Origin of the sequence: Shewanella sp. 1CM18E (assembly GCF_023161665.1) — a bacterium.
Taxonomy (GTDB): Bacteria; Pseudomonadota; Gammaproteobacteria; order Enterobacterales; family Shewanellaceae; genus Shewanella.
In genome coordinates, this window is sequence record NZ_JALNTW010000003.1 from 126,750 (window position 1) to 142,098 (window position 15,349).

A 15,349-nucleotide genomic window follows, 5' to 3' on the forward strand; every position below is an offset into this window, starting at 1 on the left:
AATTTAAATATCTTTTAATTGGATAGATGGGATTTGTATTTTGTTGGGTATCTATTTTTTAGATATAATTGGTCGGGTTATAAATATCTGCTAATTAAATAAGTCGGTTAATTAATTACTCTTTTAAATATTTTATTTATGAGGGCTTCACTAGACTGTGGAGCTAACTAAGTGAATTTAGCTTCGCTGAAGGCTACTATGTTCATTAATGGAGGAGAATCGTTTAAGGATGGGGTAAATCTGAAGTGATGGTAATAGGATATGTTTAGAAGTGTTGCGGCTAACTTGAGCGCTATTATTCATTGATAGCTAGTGTCGCTTCGATACTCTAGAATATGGGGTGTTATTTAATGTGTGCAATATGGCTTGATTGGTATCTTATGGTTAGTTTTTATGTTGCTATTTATGGTTGGGGTAGTTAAATCAACTGATATTTATCAATAAATTGAATTTATTCAACGTGACTTAGGTCATGTTTTGCGTCAACATATGATCATTAAAACAGTGAACGTTAAATTAGTATCTAGCTCTATTGCAGCCATAGTGGACCAAGATAGTAGCTCCTTGTGAGGAATCAAATAATGAGATCGGCAAATCCAAAAATTGTGATTGTTGGTGGTGGTGCTGGTGGTTTGGAGTTGGCGACCCAATTGGGTCATAAACTGGGGAAAAAGAACTTAGCCCAGATTATTCTAGTCGACAGAAATCGAACTCATATTTGGAAGCCTTTATTGCATGAGGTCGCCACTGGTTCACTTGATTCTGCGCTAGATGGCGTGGTTTATTCAGCTCATGCAGCTAAACATGGTTATCAATTTCAGCTTGGTACCTTTTGCGGCTTAGATGAGGCTACTCAGTCAATTTCGGTCGCGCCGATTGTTGATGAAGCGGGTAAGGTCATGTTACCTGAGCGCCAAATTCAGTATGACAAATTAGTGATTGCTATCGGCAGTGTTAGTAATGACTTTAATACTCCGGGCGTTAAAGAGAATAGCTTCTTCTTAGACTCACACCAGCAAGCTAATCGTTTCCATAATGCTCTGTTAGACAGCTTTACCCGCGTGCATCAGTCAGAAAGCATCAATGAGCTTAATATTGCCATTGTGGGCGGTGGCGCAACCGGTGTTGAATTGTCGGCTGAGCTCTACCATGTGACTGACATGCTTAAAGTTTACGGCTTAAGTAAGATGACCGCCGATAAGCTTAATATTCACTTGATTGAAGCGGGTGAGCGTATTTTACCGGCACTACCTGAGCGTATTGCGACTTCAGCAAGAATAGAACTCAGTAAGCTTGGGGTTAATGTGATGGAAAATACCCGCATTAGCGAAGCGACTGCTGCAGGCTTTGTGACTTCTGAAGGTAAGCTGATTGAAGCCAATATTATGCTTTGGGCTGCAGGGGTAAAAGCACCTGACTTTATCAAAGATATTGGCCTGTTTGAGCTTAACCGCGCCAACCAAATCATGGTTAAACCAACTCTGCTCAGTACGGTGAGCGATGATATTTACGTGATTGGTGATTGCTGCGCTTGCCAACAAGCTGATGGTAGCTTTGTGCCGCCGCGTGCGCAGTCCGCACACCAAATGGCCGAGTGTGTTGAGAAAAATATTCTCAATGAGCTTAAAGGTGAGCCGTTAATCGACTATGTGTATGTCGATCATGGTTCATTAGTAAACTTATCACGTTATAGCACTGTGGGTAGCTTGATGGGGAACTTAACTAAAAGCAGTATGTTTGTTGAGGGCAAGATCGCGCGTTTAGTGTATATCTCGCTATATCGTATGCATCAGCAAGCGATTCATGGCACTTTTAAAACGATCGCTCTGTGGTGTGCAGAGAAAGTAATGCGAGTAGTGCGCCCACGTATGAAACTGCATTAATGTGTAATAAGTTAAAGTAATAAAAAGGGAAGTTAGTTTAACTTCCCTTTTTTTATTTACTGTTTTAGCTCTATTTTTACCAAGCTAAGTTTGCAGAGCTTTAGTTGTTCGACGCTGAGCCGTCTTCGTCGGTATCAAATGTCGCTTCAATTTGCTGCAACTCTTGCTCTTGTCTAAGTTTAAGCTTTTCTTCTGCTGATAATTTCACTTCATTGAGCAGAGCTGCTTGTCTTTGCTTAAGCTCGTATCTCTCTGGTTTAGTCAGAAACTTATAGGCTTTTGCATTGGAAAGTGCGTAAGCAACAACATCTTCGCCCTTGGTTCTGCGTTCATCTACCCGTTGTGCAAAGCGTTCGTTATCTCGAGCCTTGCGTTGTTCTGCGTTTAATTTTTTCATATCTTGTATCCTCATCAGTTTATTTCGGTAGGATTTGACTACCTTCAGTCAAACAAATGAGATTGGGTGCACATTCATAGAGCTGATAGGGGATTTTAGCATAATACGTGAAGTGAACCCCATGCTATCTAACTTTAGTTAGGTTTTTGGCTCACAGTAATAAATGGCTAAGTTTTGGTGTTTTTGATTTAGTCATTTATTTAGTCACTTGATTTCATTGCTTTTGACTTGTAACTTATTATGTTGAGTATCGTCTGTGAGCTGTCCCTCATAAGAGATACTGATATAACTCAAATTTGAGTTTTCATCTAGCACGCCCTAAACCTCTTTAGTGAGTCTATAACTCCATGAAAAAAATACTGATTATAGCCAGTTTTACGGCAGCTTTGCTGTTGTCTGCTTGCAGTGATACTTCCCCTCCTATTGAGTGTGACACCTTCAATTCTTGTTTCAATTTAAGCTTGGGGTTGGCAGAGAAAGAGACACAGGCTAACCCCGAATTCAGCCAATTAAAAGTGGTTGTGGCGGTGGATTATGACACGGGCGGCAAGATGCACACTAAGGTGAGCGAGTCGAGCGGGTCACCAGAGTTTGACGCCATAGCCACAGAGCAGTTACAGCGTTCGATGGAAGCGCTACTTGTGGTTATGGAGACTTTGCCTGAATCGGAGCGTGAAAGAGGCGAGAGTATTCATATTAACGTTGCCATCAAAACTGCAGACTTTCCGGTACCTCCTAAGGTCAAACCTAAGCCAGTGTTAGAGGAGAACTTTTATGAAAATGGTCAGCTGCAGAGTCGGGGCTATAAGCTTGATGGCGATAAGGTGGGCCATTGGCAGATATTTTTTGATGACGGCAGCTTAAGATTCGATTCTCACCATCCTAGTGGTGTGCAAAAGATGTTTTCTGAAGATGGCCTACTCCTAGAAGAGGGTTATTTTGAAGATGGAGTAAAGCAGGGGACATTTAAGAGCTATGACTTCGATGGTCACTTGGACACTTTGCGCAATTACTTAGATGGTGAGTTGATTGGTGTGAATGAGCGCTATTTTAAAGATGGTGGGCTGCAAGAAAAGACATTGCTTGATGAAAATGGTAATGGCATGCATCAGGAGTTTTGGCCTAACGGGGCAGTTAAGTGGGAAACGACAGTGGCTGCTAGGCAACCTACTGGAGAGCAAAAATATTTCGCCCAAAATGGTGAACTCATTGCTGAAAAGGCCCTAACTGAAGCTAAGGTTATGCAGCAGTCTATTATCGATAAGGATTACGACACTTATATGCGCTTTGCCTTTAGCTACGTGATTGAGTATGCCGGCGGTGAAGCTGCATTTAAAAGGGGAATGGCTGCTTTATCGCAGCAGTTGTTGAGTGAAGGTATTAAGCAGGTCTCGACGATATTCAACGAACCGACAAAAATGTTTCTGCAAGAGGAGGTGGACGAGTATTACGTTTACTTGCCTATTGAGATCAATATGAGCTCGCCTATAGGCGATGCTGTTGCAGAGACGGCTTTGATTGGGCTCTCTAAAGATATCGGTCAAACCTGGAAATTTGTAGAGGCTTCCATTGGTCGCGAGGAAGTGCTTATTTTGCTACCAAACCTGCCGGATGCGCTTGAAATTCCGATTTTCCCAGAGCCTAGATTGATTAATGATAGACCGATTAACTAGTATTGGAATGATAAAAAGCGCTAGCAAAAAATGGACTAGCGCTTTTAGTTACATCATTGAAGTGGTAAAGCTCATTCGTTTAAGGATTTTATCTAAGTGGATTAGCTCAATGCAGCCTCAACCTTGTCACGGATCTTGCGTGACTTCTCTTTAGCGAACAAAGTCATAAACTCATTTCCACCAGCTTGTTTAGCAAGAATATCCACTAACTCAGCTTTAGATTCGATACGCAAAAATGGCAGTAAAGGTTTTAGTTCATCACGTTGTGCCATGGCGATAATGTATTTTCCCATGCATGGGCGATAATTTTTAATCATATATAGCAGTAGGTATTCAGGTTTAACGTTTTGGCTAAACAACCAATCAAGTAGCGCTTGATAAGCCGCCTCTTCATAATCATCCTCATCGCATTCTAAGCGAGTCGCTAAGTCCATCTTTCCTTGCAGGGCAAGCATGTCCATGTAACCTGTGACTAGCCCGTCTGTTATCACTTTATAAGCGCGATAACTGTGATTTGCCAATAACTGAACTAAGCGGCCGCAACGTTCATCATCCAGTAGCCATATATATTGGCTCAGTGAGTGGCTGCGATACTCTTTTAGACTGACAGTGGTTTCATAGCTCACATACTGGTTAAACTGCGGTGCAAACTCGGCATAATCGAGCTCGCCTTGCAGATATGCCCATAGGTTTTGGTTAACTTGGTTTTGGCGTTCTTCAGGAGTCGGTAGGTTTTTTACCGCATCAATCACGCTTTGGGCGTCTATTTTGTCATCGAGGATCACAATCTGGCCGCCAACGTAAAAATTTCCGTCTTTAAAAGCGTCTTTGTCTGCCACAAGAACCAGTAACTCATCGCCAACCTGCTGCAAGACCACTGTGTAGATCCAATCCATTCTATCGTTTTTACGGCTTTGGCTTAGATCGGCGTTAGGGTGCAATTTGACCTGAAAGCGCAATTTTTTAGGCAGTTCAGCCTCGTCAGTGACAAAGTCAGAGAAGATCACATTGTCGCTAAACTTGCTGGCAATCACCTCTTCCCACGAGTTTTGATTAAGCTTAATAAAGTCGGCTAGGCATTGCTTTAGCTGGTTATCAAGTGCAAAAGGCATGCTTGGGAAGCGCATCGCCACATGTTTGTGAAACTCGAGCTTTGTTGGTTGGTAGCTGTAATCTAACCCGCGGAGTAACGCCTTAGCATCATTGCGCCTTGCCGCGGCCATTATGCCTTGCTGCTCATTATCTAGCTCACCCATTAACTCGACTAAGTTTATGTAATCTTCAGTGCGAGACGAGCTAGCGCTAAATTGCTCAACCTGGTAGGCCAAAGTAAAGGCTTTATCTATGCCATGGCTGTTTAACATATCGAAAAAGTGTTGCTCATCGATAGCTGAGTCAAATCTCAGCTTGCGGCTATGTTCGCTATAGGCCTTAGCAATAACATGCACGACTCTGATCGGTGCCATGGTGATCAGCAGTTGCCAAATCCGCTCAGCATTAATGGCTTCAGGAATGTCGAGTTGTTTTAGCCATAAGCAACTTAGGATCACCCGTTGATAGTCATCATTATAGTCATCTAAAAACTTATAGCTCTTTTGCATTGGGCTAATTTTAGGAAAATATAAAAATGCTTGGCGGCAGATATCTTGACCATAAAGATGTTGGTTTAATAGCTGAATCATCTGCAGTTGATTGAGCTCAGGCTTTGCCTCGGTAAAGTAAGCTTTGACTTGTGCTTGTTCACCGTCGTTTAAGCCTTTTTCATCAAAGGGCCCCTCGCCTAAAATATCGGTATTTTCGAGCATCAAGTTAACGGCTCGCTCGAATACGCCATTTAGCCTTACATGTAACGCTTGGGTGTAATCATCTTTGATATTGTTCAGCGTATCTTGCAACAGCAGGTAGGCGCAAAGTGTATCGATGCCGAGTTCATCCTCGGGCCAGTCTTGGCAATTTAGGCAGGCGCGATTAGCAAATAGTTCATCGGTTTGCTTAAGCATCTCGGCAGTGACAGGGGTGTAGTCTATGTCAGTATATTCATCGAGCAGACTTTCAAGCGCTTTTTGCTCTGTTCGACTTACGCCAGAGTCAAGTTTCGGTGTCGCGTCGATAGGCATAAAGCGAGCGTAATAGTCTTCAACACTGATAATTGCCTGATATACCGACTCTCCTGTAAGCATATCGCATAGCTCGTCATCAAAAGGTTGCTGGCCGAATAAACGATAGAAAATATCAACAAAACGCAGCATGGTTTGGGCACTACGCACTTGGCTTTCAGGCTGAGTATTAGCCGATGCCTGCTCCGTATCATTACAATGCGTATCTGCACTAGCGTTGACTCGGCTGATAAAGCCATTGATTGCAGCTTCGCTCATGTCCTCATCATTATCTTGTAGCAAATCTTTTGCTAGGTGCTCCATCACTTCATGGAAGTTATCGCGCACATGGTCAAAGTCGTCCATATCCCAGCAAGACTCTTGGATGGCTTCAAAAAAGGTTAATGCGTGCTTTTCACTGTGAGGAACGATGTTAAAGCATTCAATATCATCAAGGATCTGCGGATTTGCGCCTGCAGAGATATAGGAGAGCAAGGCATGGCTATTTTCAAGGCTCAGCATAAATTCGCTGACCATTTTAAGTCCGCCTAAATACTTATCGCGTGCCTCTTTACGCTCTGCGCGCTCAATTCGTAGCTTTCGTTGTTGGGCAATACTGCCTGCGTAACAATTGAGTTTACCATTAAGCTCTTGCTTTAGTTGGTTTTGTAAATTAATCGCTTCATTTTCAAGGCTATCATTAATGAAATGTTCAGCCAGCTCACTGTCCATTTCTTCACTGTCTTGACCACAGCATTCGGCAATTAGGGTGAGGTATAAATTGAGGATCGGCTTTTGTTCTTCCAGCGAATCATGTTGGCTATAAACCAGTGCGGGCTGAGCATGAAAGCGCTGCTTTACTAACTCAATAAAACGCGGGTATTTATCAGGATTGGCTTTTAAATAATCCCCAAGTGGCTGGTACCTTGGTGCAGGTTGCTCCCAGTCACTGCCGTAAAAAGCGAACCTAAAGCTGTGATTATCACACCAGATAAAGGCGTTAATCATCGCCTCGCACCAACCATGTTTTCTGAGTAGGCCTAACATCATATCGCCATAGCCCACTGCATGTTCATCGTCCCAGTATGGGATAAAAAACTGCGCTAAATAAACGGCGTCATTAGCGTCTTTAGCCGCCATCATATACAGGGGTTCTGCGCCAAATACTCGAGTGTCATCGAGCCACATCTTACTGGTGTCGTTTTCAAAGCGGGCATGGTTGACTATGGCTTGCGCAGTCTTACGCAGCTGTGGGTAAAGCGACTCATGCTCAATGGCTAGGGCAAATAATAGGGTTTCAGATAGATACAGCAGACGTTCATTACTTACAACATAACTACTTAAGTGGCCGCCATCAGGATTGAGTGAGAGTGCTGCCATTACTAGTTGCTGATCTTGTAGCATGTCCAACTGCAGGTGCTCACGCGTGCCATTGCTGTTATCCATAAACATCAAGTTTAATCGACCACCTCTATCAAAGGCTTGATGCGCTTCTAATTGAGCTTGATAGCTTTGCAAAGCTTGCTCGATACTGGCAGGGCTGTGGCGATTAAACTCGATAACTTGTAGTTGGCTAAATGTGTCCATACTAACGTCCTGTTAAAACTGAATGAAATCCATTGGTTATGGATTCAATATTGAGATGCCTCCGAGGATAACTTATTGCTTTTTTTATCGCAGTTATCATCGTGTAAAAGTTGTTGCGAACTTGTTTTTGGTGGGTGTTGCTGATTTTAGAATGAAGGGCGGTTATAAAATGGATTAACAGTTAACTATCTTGAGCTTAAATCTTGCTTTTAATGAGCGCGACTAGTGATTAGCAAGTTTGTAGATGAGCTTGATAAAAGCGCTAACAAAAGTATTATAAAAAATGAGACCACCCTTAGAAATTTAATAACTGCTATCTGCTACACCGCCCATTTACTGTATATAATCCCGCGCCCTAATTAATTCTTCGCTGATTGCCTATTCTATTCATTTAAAGCAAGCGGCTTATTTATATACTTTTTGTGAGCAATCATGATTAAAAAATTCCTTTTAGTTCCGCTAGCGCTATCTGTGCTATCGGCGTGTGGCGGTGGTGGAAGCAGTGAGTCAGAGCCATCTGGCGGCCAAGTGTTGGGCTCTGTGGTTGCAGATGCCTATTTGTTTGATGATAAGGCTCTTGCGAGAGTTAACTCGCGTCGCGGTAGCAATTACAGTGCTGAAAACGGCGAGCAAGGTGAAGCTGAGTTAGATACTTGGCATGTATGTGGCGATGCTTATAACAGTTTGGTTAATCCGAGCTTATATAACCAAGATTACAATAACGATGGTGTTGCAGATACCAACCTAACTGACGATAAAGGTAATCTTTACTTCAATATCGACCTTAATGGCGACAAGTTAACAGAGTTAAACATACTGACTTCTCGTGAGGGGATTTACCTAAACGTTGATATGACTTGTGACGCCAAAGCAGACATAAATATCGATAAAGATTTTGATGGTATTAGTGATTTAAATATCGATGTTGATGGCGACATGGTCGCAGATCGTTTAATCGATATTGATGGTGATGGCGAGCCAGACTTTTCTTATACCGATAGCGATGGTGTATCGCTTGCAGGCGTTAAAGTATTGCTGCAAGGTAAATATGGTGAGTTTGAAACCATTACCGATGACAACGGTAAGTTCTCATTTGAGCGCATTCCAACCGGCAGTTACACCTTAAAAGCTGACGATGTCGCCCTAGATGGCTCTAATATTTGGACTCGCACTATTGTTGAGATTGAAGAATTTGATGATTCGATTGGCGCGTTCAGAATGCACCAAGATCCGATCATTACGCAGGTTAATGTCAATAATGAATCCCATCAAAAAGGTTTCTGGCAGGACTTCTCTTGGTATTCGAGCGACATTGAAACTGAATATGCGGTAGGTGATAGTGTATGGGTAGAAGTGACGGTTGAAGATCCTAATAATCGTCCTGTCGTTGGTAAGTTTAACGTTGATTCTGATCTTGGTACTGAAGAAGTTGTTACCGGAAGTGGAGTTTATCAATACCAGCATACGATTACCGCAAAAGACGCCGATGAATACATGGTGTCTATTATGGCAGAGTTAAGTAACGACGACGGCTTTTTTGGCTTAAACGGCATGACTGATGTTATGTTTGGTGCTCAGTTTATGATGGCGGATTACGTCGAAACTGAAGAGCTAGAAGTGGAAACGGTTACTGTTGGTGAGGAAGTGTTTAATAACCCACCAGACTCAACTTATATGCAGGTTGAAGTGCAAAAGCCGATTGCAATTGATGGTAGTGTGCAGATTGATATCGAGGTGACAGGCCCTGATGAGCGTATTACGGAGTTTCACGTAGTTGGTAGAAAAGACAGTACAGCCGAGCTACCAAAGGGTGACAGCTTCCTATTTGAAGCCGATAGCGCTTACCCTCACTACACCTATGAAATCCAGTACTTGACCTATAATGATTTTCTTAATGAACGTGAAGAAGTCTACATCCGTATTCCACTCGATACTCAGTTAAAGCCTGCAATGGTTGATAACTTATTAATTGATGGTGTCGTGGCTACGGATGTAATGGCTCGAGTTGGCCATACTTATCAGCTTAAGGCGCTTTATAGCGACCCTCAAAATGATGTAGTGCAGTGCCGTTTTGAAAAGGGCGGTAATCATAGTGCGTTAGATAGCGTGATTAGCGATTGGGGCGTCTGTGAAGTGGGTTACACTTTTAAAGAGGAAGATGCCGTAGAGCAGTTTAATATCCGAGTTAATATTCGCAACAGCGATGGCATTGTGACTTGGGATTATTACGATGATCTAGAAACTTATGATGTTAGTGTTACTAAGTAATCAGCTGTGACAATTAAAAAGGCTGCCAATGGGCAGCCTTTTTTGTGTTGCTAATAGCTTATTTTAAATGGATTAACGTCCGCCTGGCTCGGCAAAGCGAGTCATCCAATCTTCTACTTGGTTGTACCAATAGATAGAGTTGTTTGGCTTCATGATCCAGTGATTCTCATCTGGGAAGTAGATCATCTTTGATTCAACGCCGCGGGTTTGCAGAGTACGGAACAGTTCAAAACCTTGACCAACTGGCACGCGGTAATCAAGCTGACCGTGGATCACTAACGTTGGCGTATTAAAGTTCTCTGCAAAGTAATGCGGAGAAATTGACTTGTAGATCTCAGGCTTTTCCCAGTAGCTGCCAAAACGGGTGCTGTGAACAGAGAAATCAGCCGCCATTTGCGAGTACATGTTGTACACAGCCGCATGGATCATTAGCGCATTAAACGGATGCTCTTGACCAAGAATTATCGAAGTTAAGTAACCGCCATAACTTGCACCACCTGCTACCATGCGCTCGCTGTCGATCCAGTCTTTTTGCTCAAACCAGTCGGCCGCTTTAAGCACATCTTCTAGTGACTTGTTTTTCCAGTCAGGGTTGATGCTGTCTGCAAACTCTTGACCAAAGCCGCTTGAACCGTGGAAGTTAGGCCATGCCGTCACATAACCCCAAGAGGCAAAAGTTTGTGCGTTCCAGCGGTAGTGGAAACCATCAGAGATCGCATTGTGTGGACCACCGTGAATAAGCATCATCAGTGGGTACTTCTTGCTGCGATCAAACCCAGGAGGGTAGTGTACCCACATCTGAATGTCTTGGTCGTTATAGCCTTTGTAGGTTACCGACTCATAAGTGCCCATATCAACGTCAGCAAGAATATCGTCGTTAAAGCTATCTAGACGGGTGGTTTTGCCATTGCGCGGGTTAATGGTCACTAAACGTGCTGGATACAAGAAGCTGTCGTTAGTAGCAACGATAGTGCCGTCTTCTGCCATCACAGGCTTACCAAAGTTAGTGTCTTTAGTAATCGCTTTTACTTTGCCGTTTTTGGCATTGATGTGGTAAATACGGCTCGTGGCGGCATCATCAATGGCCGCATAGAAACCTTTGCTGTCTTTAGTCCAGCCAAAGCGCGATACCGAGCGGTCCCAAGTGTCGTTAAGCACTTTAGGCTGACGCTTTTTCATGTCCATTAATACTAGGCGTGATGTATCAGCGTAAAAACCATGGATCAACTGCTGAGTATAAGCCAAGGTTTTGCTGTTAGGGCTAAACTGTGGATTACTGTTTGGCGCTTCGTTATCAGGAGTTAAGTTTTCAGCTTTACCGCTACCGATTTTCGCTAAGAAGATATCAATCTTAGGATCAACTTCGCGGGTCTTCTTTGCTTGATCCCAGCCGTTGGCGGTAAAAGCAATCCACTGCTCGTTTGGCGCAATATCATAGCTTGAGGCGCTTTGTGATGAGCGAGGTAGCTGGTGTTTTAGTGGTTGAGTGATAGCCTCAATGTCGCCGCCCTTGGCTGGGATACGAAATACATGCGCCTCGCGGTCTTCATCAATCCAGTGGTCAAAGCTTGAGTAAGGCAGCTCGGTCCATTGGTGAGCTGAAACCTTAGTGTCTTTATCGGCTTTTAGCTGCTCAGTCATCTCATCCCAGTTCTTACCCGGGAAAATACGGCTGATAAAGTAAATGTGTTTACCCACCCACTTCATGCCATATACGCCGCCTGGTACTTCAGTAAGCTTTTGCGCTTCACCAGGTCCATTCATAGGTAGTAGGTATACTTGGCCGGCTTTATCGTCATCACGCTTAGAGATAAACGCTAGTGTTTTACCATCAGGTGAGAAGGTGGCTTCGCTTGCACGCATGCCTTTAGCTGTCAGTGCTTGCTGGCTATCGCCATCTTTATCAAACAACCAAAGTTGGGTTGAGTCTTTGTCTTCTGGCACATCATATTGGGTCACAGGCGCAACGACTTTGTCGCCGTCCGGTGAAATAATTGGACTGCCTATACGGTTTAGTTGCCACAGCACATCAACCGAAAGGGGTTTAGTTGATTCTGCATAGGCACTTGCCATCGGCATTAGCATAGACAGTAACAGGATCCCGGCTTTCTTCACGAGTGGTTCTCCTTAGGAGCAATTTGTTGAGTTTTTTATTAGTGTTTTAGCCAGCTTGTTACTGGCGAAGCTAGTATAGCCGCGAATATTACAAAAAGGATATTAATATCAAGAGGCTGTTGCAGATGGTTGCATAACTGCTTTAAACAAAGATTAATTGCTGGGAAAAAGCAGAATGAAGAAGAGAGTGAGGTTGAAATAAAAATGGCGGCTGAACCTTGAGTTCAGCCGCCATTAGTTTGTGTGGTTTTAGCTATGATGCTAGCTGCGATTAAGCGAGATTAAAAATCTTCGTCGTCGCCACCGAAATCACCAAAACCGCCATCATCAAAGCCGCCGAAGCTTTCATCACCGCCAAAGCCTGTGTTAGCAAAAGTGTCTTCGCTAGCATACTCAGAAGCAAAACCAGAGTTGTCATCTAAGAAGCTTGAACCTGTATCTTCAGGTGCAGCGGTATCAGCAGCTGCAGTTTCAGTTGGCGCTTCAGCTTCTGCAGGTGCTTCTGGAGCCACTTCAGGTGCCGCTTCAGCTGTTGCAGGCGCTTCGTCACCAAATAGTGCGTTGCTGATTAAGTTACCAGCAACCATACCCGCTGCAACACCCGCTGCAGTTTGCATAAAGCTACCAAAAGCACTTGGCTGACGCACAGGTTGTGGTTGAACTGGCGCTGGGTTAGCACCGCCCATCATACGGCTTAGTGCGCCACGCTCAGATTCTTTTCTGAAGTGATCAACTTGAGTCTGTAAAAAGTCGCTCTTTGACTTAAGTTCTTTAAGTGCCATCTCTTGTACAAGTACCGCTTGAGTTAACTTGTAAACGATATCTTCTTGAGAAGCGATCTCTTGGCTAATCAGCGTTTCAGCTTCTGCATCTTTTGGCTTGTTCGGGCTAGCCTTTAGTTTATCGGCTACGTTTTGAATCAGTTCTTGTTCTTGTGGAGTCATTGTCAAATTCCTAAATGTAAGGATACGTCTTTACGTATTTGACGCGCATCCTAGCTTAAGGTTCACAGAGTGCGTATAACTAATAATTAATCAGCTAATCAACAGCTTAAATAACTATCAGTTAACAACAATTAACAAACAAGCAGCTTTAAAAACTTACAAAGATTAAGAGATTTTTATCTAAAATTGCTTAGGTATTGAGAAGGGGTGTATGGAACTGAGGAAGCTAGATAATGCTAGCAAAGCTAAGTGATACTATGTGCTAGACGATACTATGTGTTAGACAAGTGCTTACCCCATTACAGGGTAAGCACTTGCAGTGGGTCGGTTATGGTCTTAGAAAGACATAAATAGACCAACAACCGTCGCTGATAATAGGTTAGCCAGTGTTGCGGCTAACAGTACTTTCATACCAACAGACGCGATGTAGCTAGACTTATTCGGGATCATGGTGCTTAGCGCCGCAACCACCATAGACACTGAGCCGATATTAGCAAAGCCACATAGTGCAACAGTGATGATAGCCACTGATTTTGGTGACATCACTTCGCCAGTCGCTGCAACAACCATGTCACCAGATATGTATGGTGCAAAACCTGCGTAAGCCACAAACTCGTTAAGTACTAGCTTTTGCGCAATAAAGTTACCTGCTACGTTGGCTTCAGCCCAAGGTACACCGATTAACCAAGCGATTGGTGAGAATGCATAACCCATCAATAGTTCAAGGGTAATGTCGGCATAACCAAATAAGCCACCAGCCCAGCCAATTAAGCTGTTTAGCATTGCCATTAAACCGATACAGGCGATAAGGATTGCACCCACTACCGCCGCAATTTGCATACCGGCAATGGCACCTTTAGCAATAGCATCAATAAAGTTTGATGGCTTTTCATCATCTGGTAGTGCAGGCGCATCGTTAACTGGCTGCTCAGTTTCTGGGATCATTAACTTCGCAAATAGTAGACCGGCAGGCGCACTCATAAAACATGCCATAACCAAGTAGCGAACTTCAACGCCCATACCAGCAAGACCGGCTAATACAGAGCCCGCGATAGAGGCTAAACCGCCCACCATGATGGCAAAGATTTCAGATTTAGTCAGATGTTGGTGCCAAGGCTTAACAAATAGAGGCGCTTCAGTTTGACCACATACAGTGTTAGCAATGGCGTTCATTGATTCGGCTTTAGATGAACCAATCAGCTTTTGCAGACCACCACCTAGCACTTTAACCACAAAGCCCATAATGCCCATGTAGTGCAGTAAGCTTACCAGTGACGCAGTAAAGATTATCGCTGGTAGTACTTGGAAAGCAAAGATAAAACCTAGGTTTTCAACTTGGAAAGTCACTAGGTTACCGAATACAAAGCTAATACCTTTAGACGCGAAGCCTAAAACGTTAGCAACGCCGTTAGATAAAGACAGTAATACGCTTTCACCAAAGCTGGTGGCCAATACAAAGCCTGCAATGGTTAATTGGATGATTAGCGCGCCACCGACGGTACGCCAGTTAACTTGCTTTTTCGCATTACAAAAAAGGTAGCCGACGACAAGTAGCGCTACGATACCTAATATGGATTGAAACATAATAGTTATAACCTATTGTTTATTTGATTAATTAAGCGGATTTACTCAGTTAGTTGAGTAAATGGGTTAAGCGCTCTACATGTTGTTGAGCTAATTGCATAACGGTGTTTTGATCGCCGCCTTCATCAGGTGTTGAATTCATCTCGAAGGTGATAACCGTATCGACAATTTCCATTTGTGCAGCCTTAACGGGATGCATAGCGGCTTGTAAATATTGCTCTATAGGCAAGAAGTTAAACTCACCTGGTTGATAGGATTTTTCAGTTGCACCACAGGTAATCGATAAGATCACTTTTTTGCCTTTTAGCTTGTCGCCGTTAGGACCAAAGGCAAAGTTGTAGGTAAACACTTCATCAAACCACAGTTTCATCAATGCCGGATAGGTTGACCAGTACAGTGGAAACTGGAAAACAATCGTATCGGCTTGAGTCAGTAAGGCTTGTTCAGCGGCGACATTAATTCGAAAGCCTTGGCAGGCCTCATCGAGTTTATGGATCTTAATCTGGCTAGTTGTCGCTAGCTGGTTAAGTATTTCGCTATTAGCAATTGAGCGCTGAAGATCTGGGTGGCCCGAGATCAGTAGCACATTGCTGTTGGTGTCATTCATTTTGTGTACACTTAAAGTCGTCTAAAAGTCATAAATAAGTGCGCGCAGTCGACCTCAAAACCATTGTTTTTGAGGTTAATATTAGTTTTATAAAGTTGACCTTTTATCAGGTCTAGCGCTGCGGCGCGCTAATATTGCACAGACGCCTATTAATGTGGATTAACTTGATAGGATATTGGCGGGCGAGTCACACTT

At 43.4% G+C, this 15,349-nt stretch carries 9 protein-coding genes; 3 read left to right on the forward strand and 6 right to left on the reverse strand.

Annotated features, from left to right (window positions below; all coding sequences use genetic code 11):
* The first annotated feature begins 581 nt into the window (after positions 1–581).
* Positions 582–1,883, forward strand: a complete 1,302-nt coding sequence (locus MSG37_RS06135; RefSeq protein ID WP_248469701.1) for an NAD(P)/FAD-dependent oxidoreductase — start codon at positions 582–584, stop codon at positions 1,881–1,883.
* Positions 1,884–1,983: 100 nt separating this feature from the next.
* Here MSG37_RS06135 and MSG37_RS06140 read toward each other — a convergent pair whose 3' ends face one another.
* Positions 1,984–2,280, reverse strand: a complete 297-nt coding sequence (locus tag MSG37_RS06140) for a DNA polymerase III subunit epsilon (protein ID WP_248469702.1) — start codon at positions 2,278–2,280, stop codon at positions 1,984–1,986.
* Between the two features lie 347 nt (positions 2,281–2,627).
* On the opposite strand from MSG37_RS06140, the gene MSG37_RS06145 reads away from it, so the two are divergent.
* Entirely contained in the window at positions 2,628–3,953 is a 1,326-nt protein-coding gene (locus MSG37_RS06145) for a hypothetical protein (protein WP_248469703.1), read from the forward strand.
* 101 nt (positions 3,954–4,054) lie between these two features.
* Here the strand turns inward: MSG37_RS06145 and MSG37_RS06150 are convergent, their stop codons facing one another.
* Positions 4,055–7,636 carry a hypothetical protein gene (locus MSG37_RS06150; RefSeq protein WP_248469704.1) on the reverse strand — a complete coding sequence of 1,194 codons (3,582 nt, stop codon included), beginning with the start codon at positions 7,634–7,636 and terminating at the stop codon, positions 4,055–4,057.
* A gap of 432 nt (positions 7,637–8,068) precedes the next feature.
* On the opposite strand from MSG37_RS06150, the gene MSG37_RS06155 reads away from it, so the two are divergent.
* Complete coding sequence (locus MSG37_RS06155; protein ID WP_248469705.1) at positions 8,069–9,904, forward strand: carboxypeptidase-like regulatory domain-containing protein; 1,836 nt, start codon at positions 8,069–8,071, stop codon at positions 9,902–9,904.
* Between the two features lie 72 nt (positions 9,905–9,976).
* Here MSG37_RS06155 and MSG37_RS06160 read toward each other — a convergent pair whose 3' ends face one another.
* From MSG37_RS06160 to MSG37_RS06175, 4 genes are all read right to left on the reverse strand, one after another.
* Positions 9,977–12,019 (reverse strand): S9 family peptidase, encoded by a 2,043-nt coding sequence (locus MSG37_RS06160; RefSeq protein ID WP_248469706.1) that lies wholly within the window; start codon positions 12,017–12,019, stop codon positions 9,977–9,979.
* Between the two features lie 281 nt (positions 12,020–12,300).
* Positions 12,301–12,963, reverse strand: coding sequence for a DUF2076 family protein (locus tag MSG37_RS06165; RefSeq protein WP_248469707.1), 663 nt, complete (start codon positions 12,961–12,963; stop codon positions 12,301–12,303).
* Positions 12,964–13,299: 336 nt separating this feature from the next.
* Entirely contained in the window at positions 13,300–14,547 is a 1,248-nt protein-coding gene (locus tag MSG37_RS06170) for a nucleoside transporter C-terminal domain-containing protein (protein WP_248469708.1), read from the reverse strand.
* Positions 14,548–14,596: 49 nt separating this feature from the next.
* Positions 14,597–15,154, reverse strand: coding sequence for an NAD(P)H-dependent oxidoreductase (locus tag MSG37_RS06175; protein WP_248469709.1), 558 nt, complete (start codon positions 15,152–15,154; stop codon positions 14,597–14,599).
* Positions 15,155–15,349: the final 195 nt, after the last annotated feature.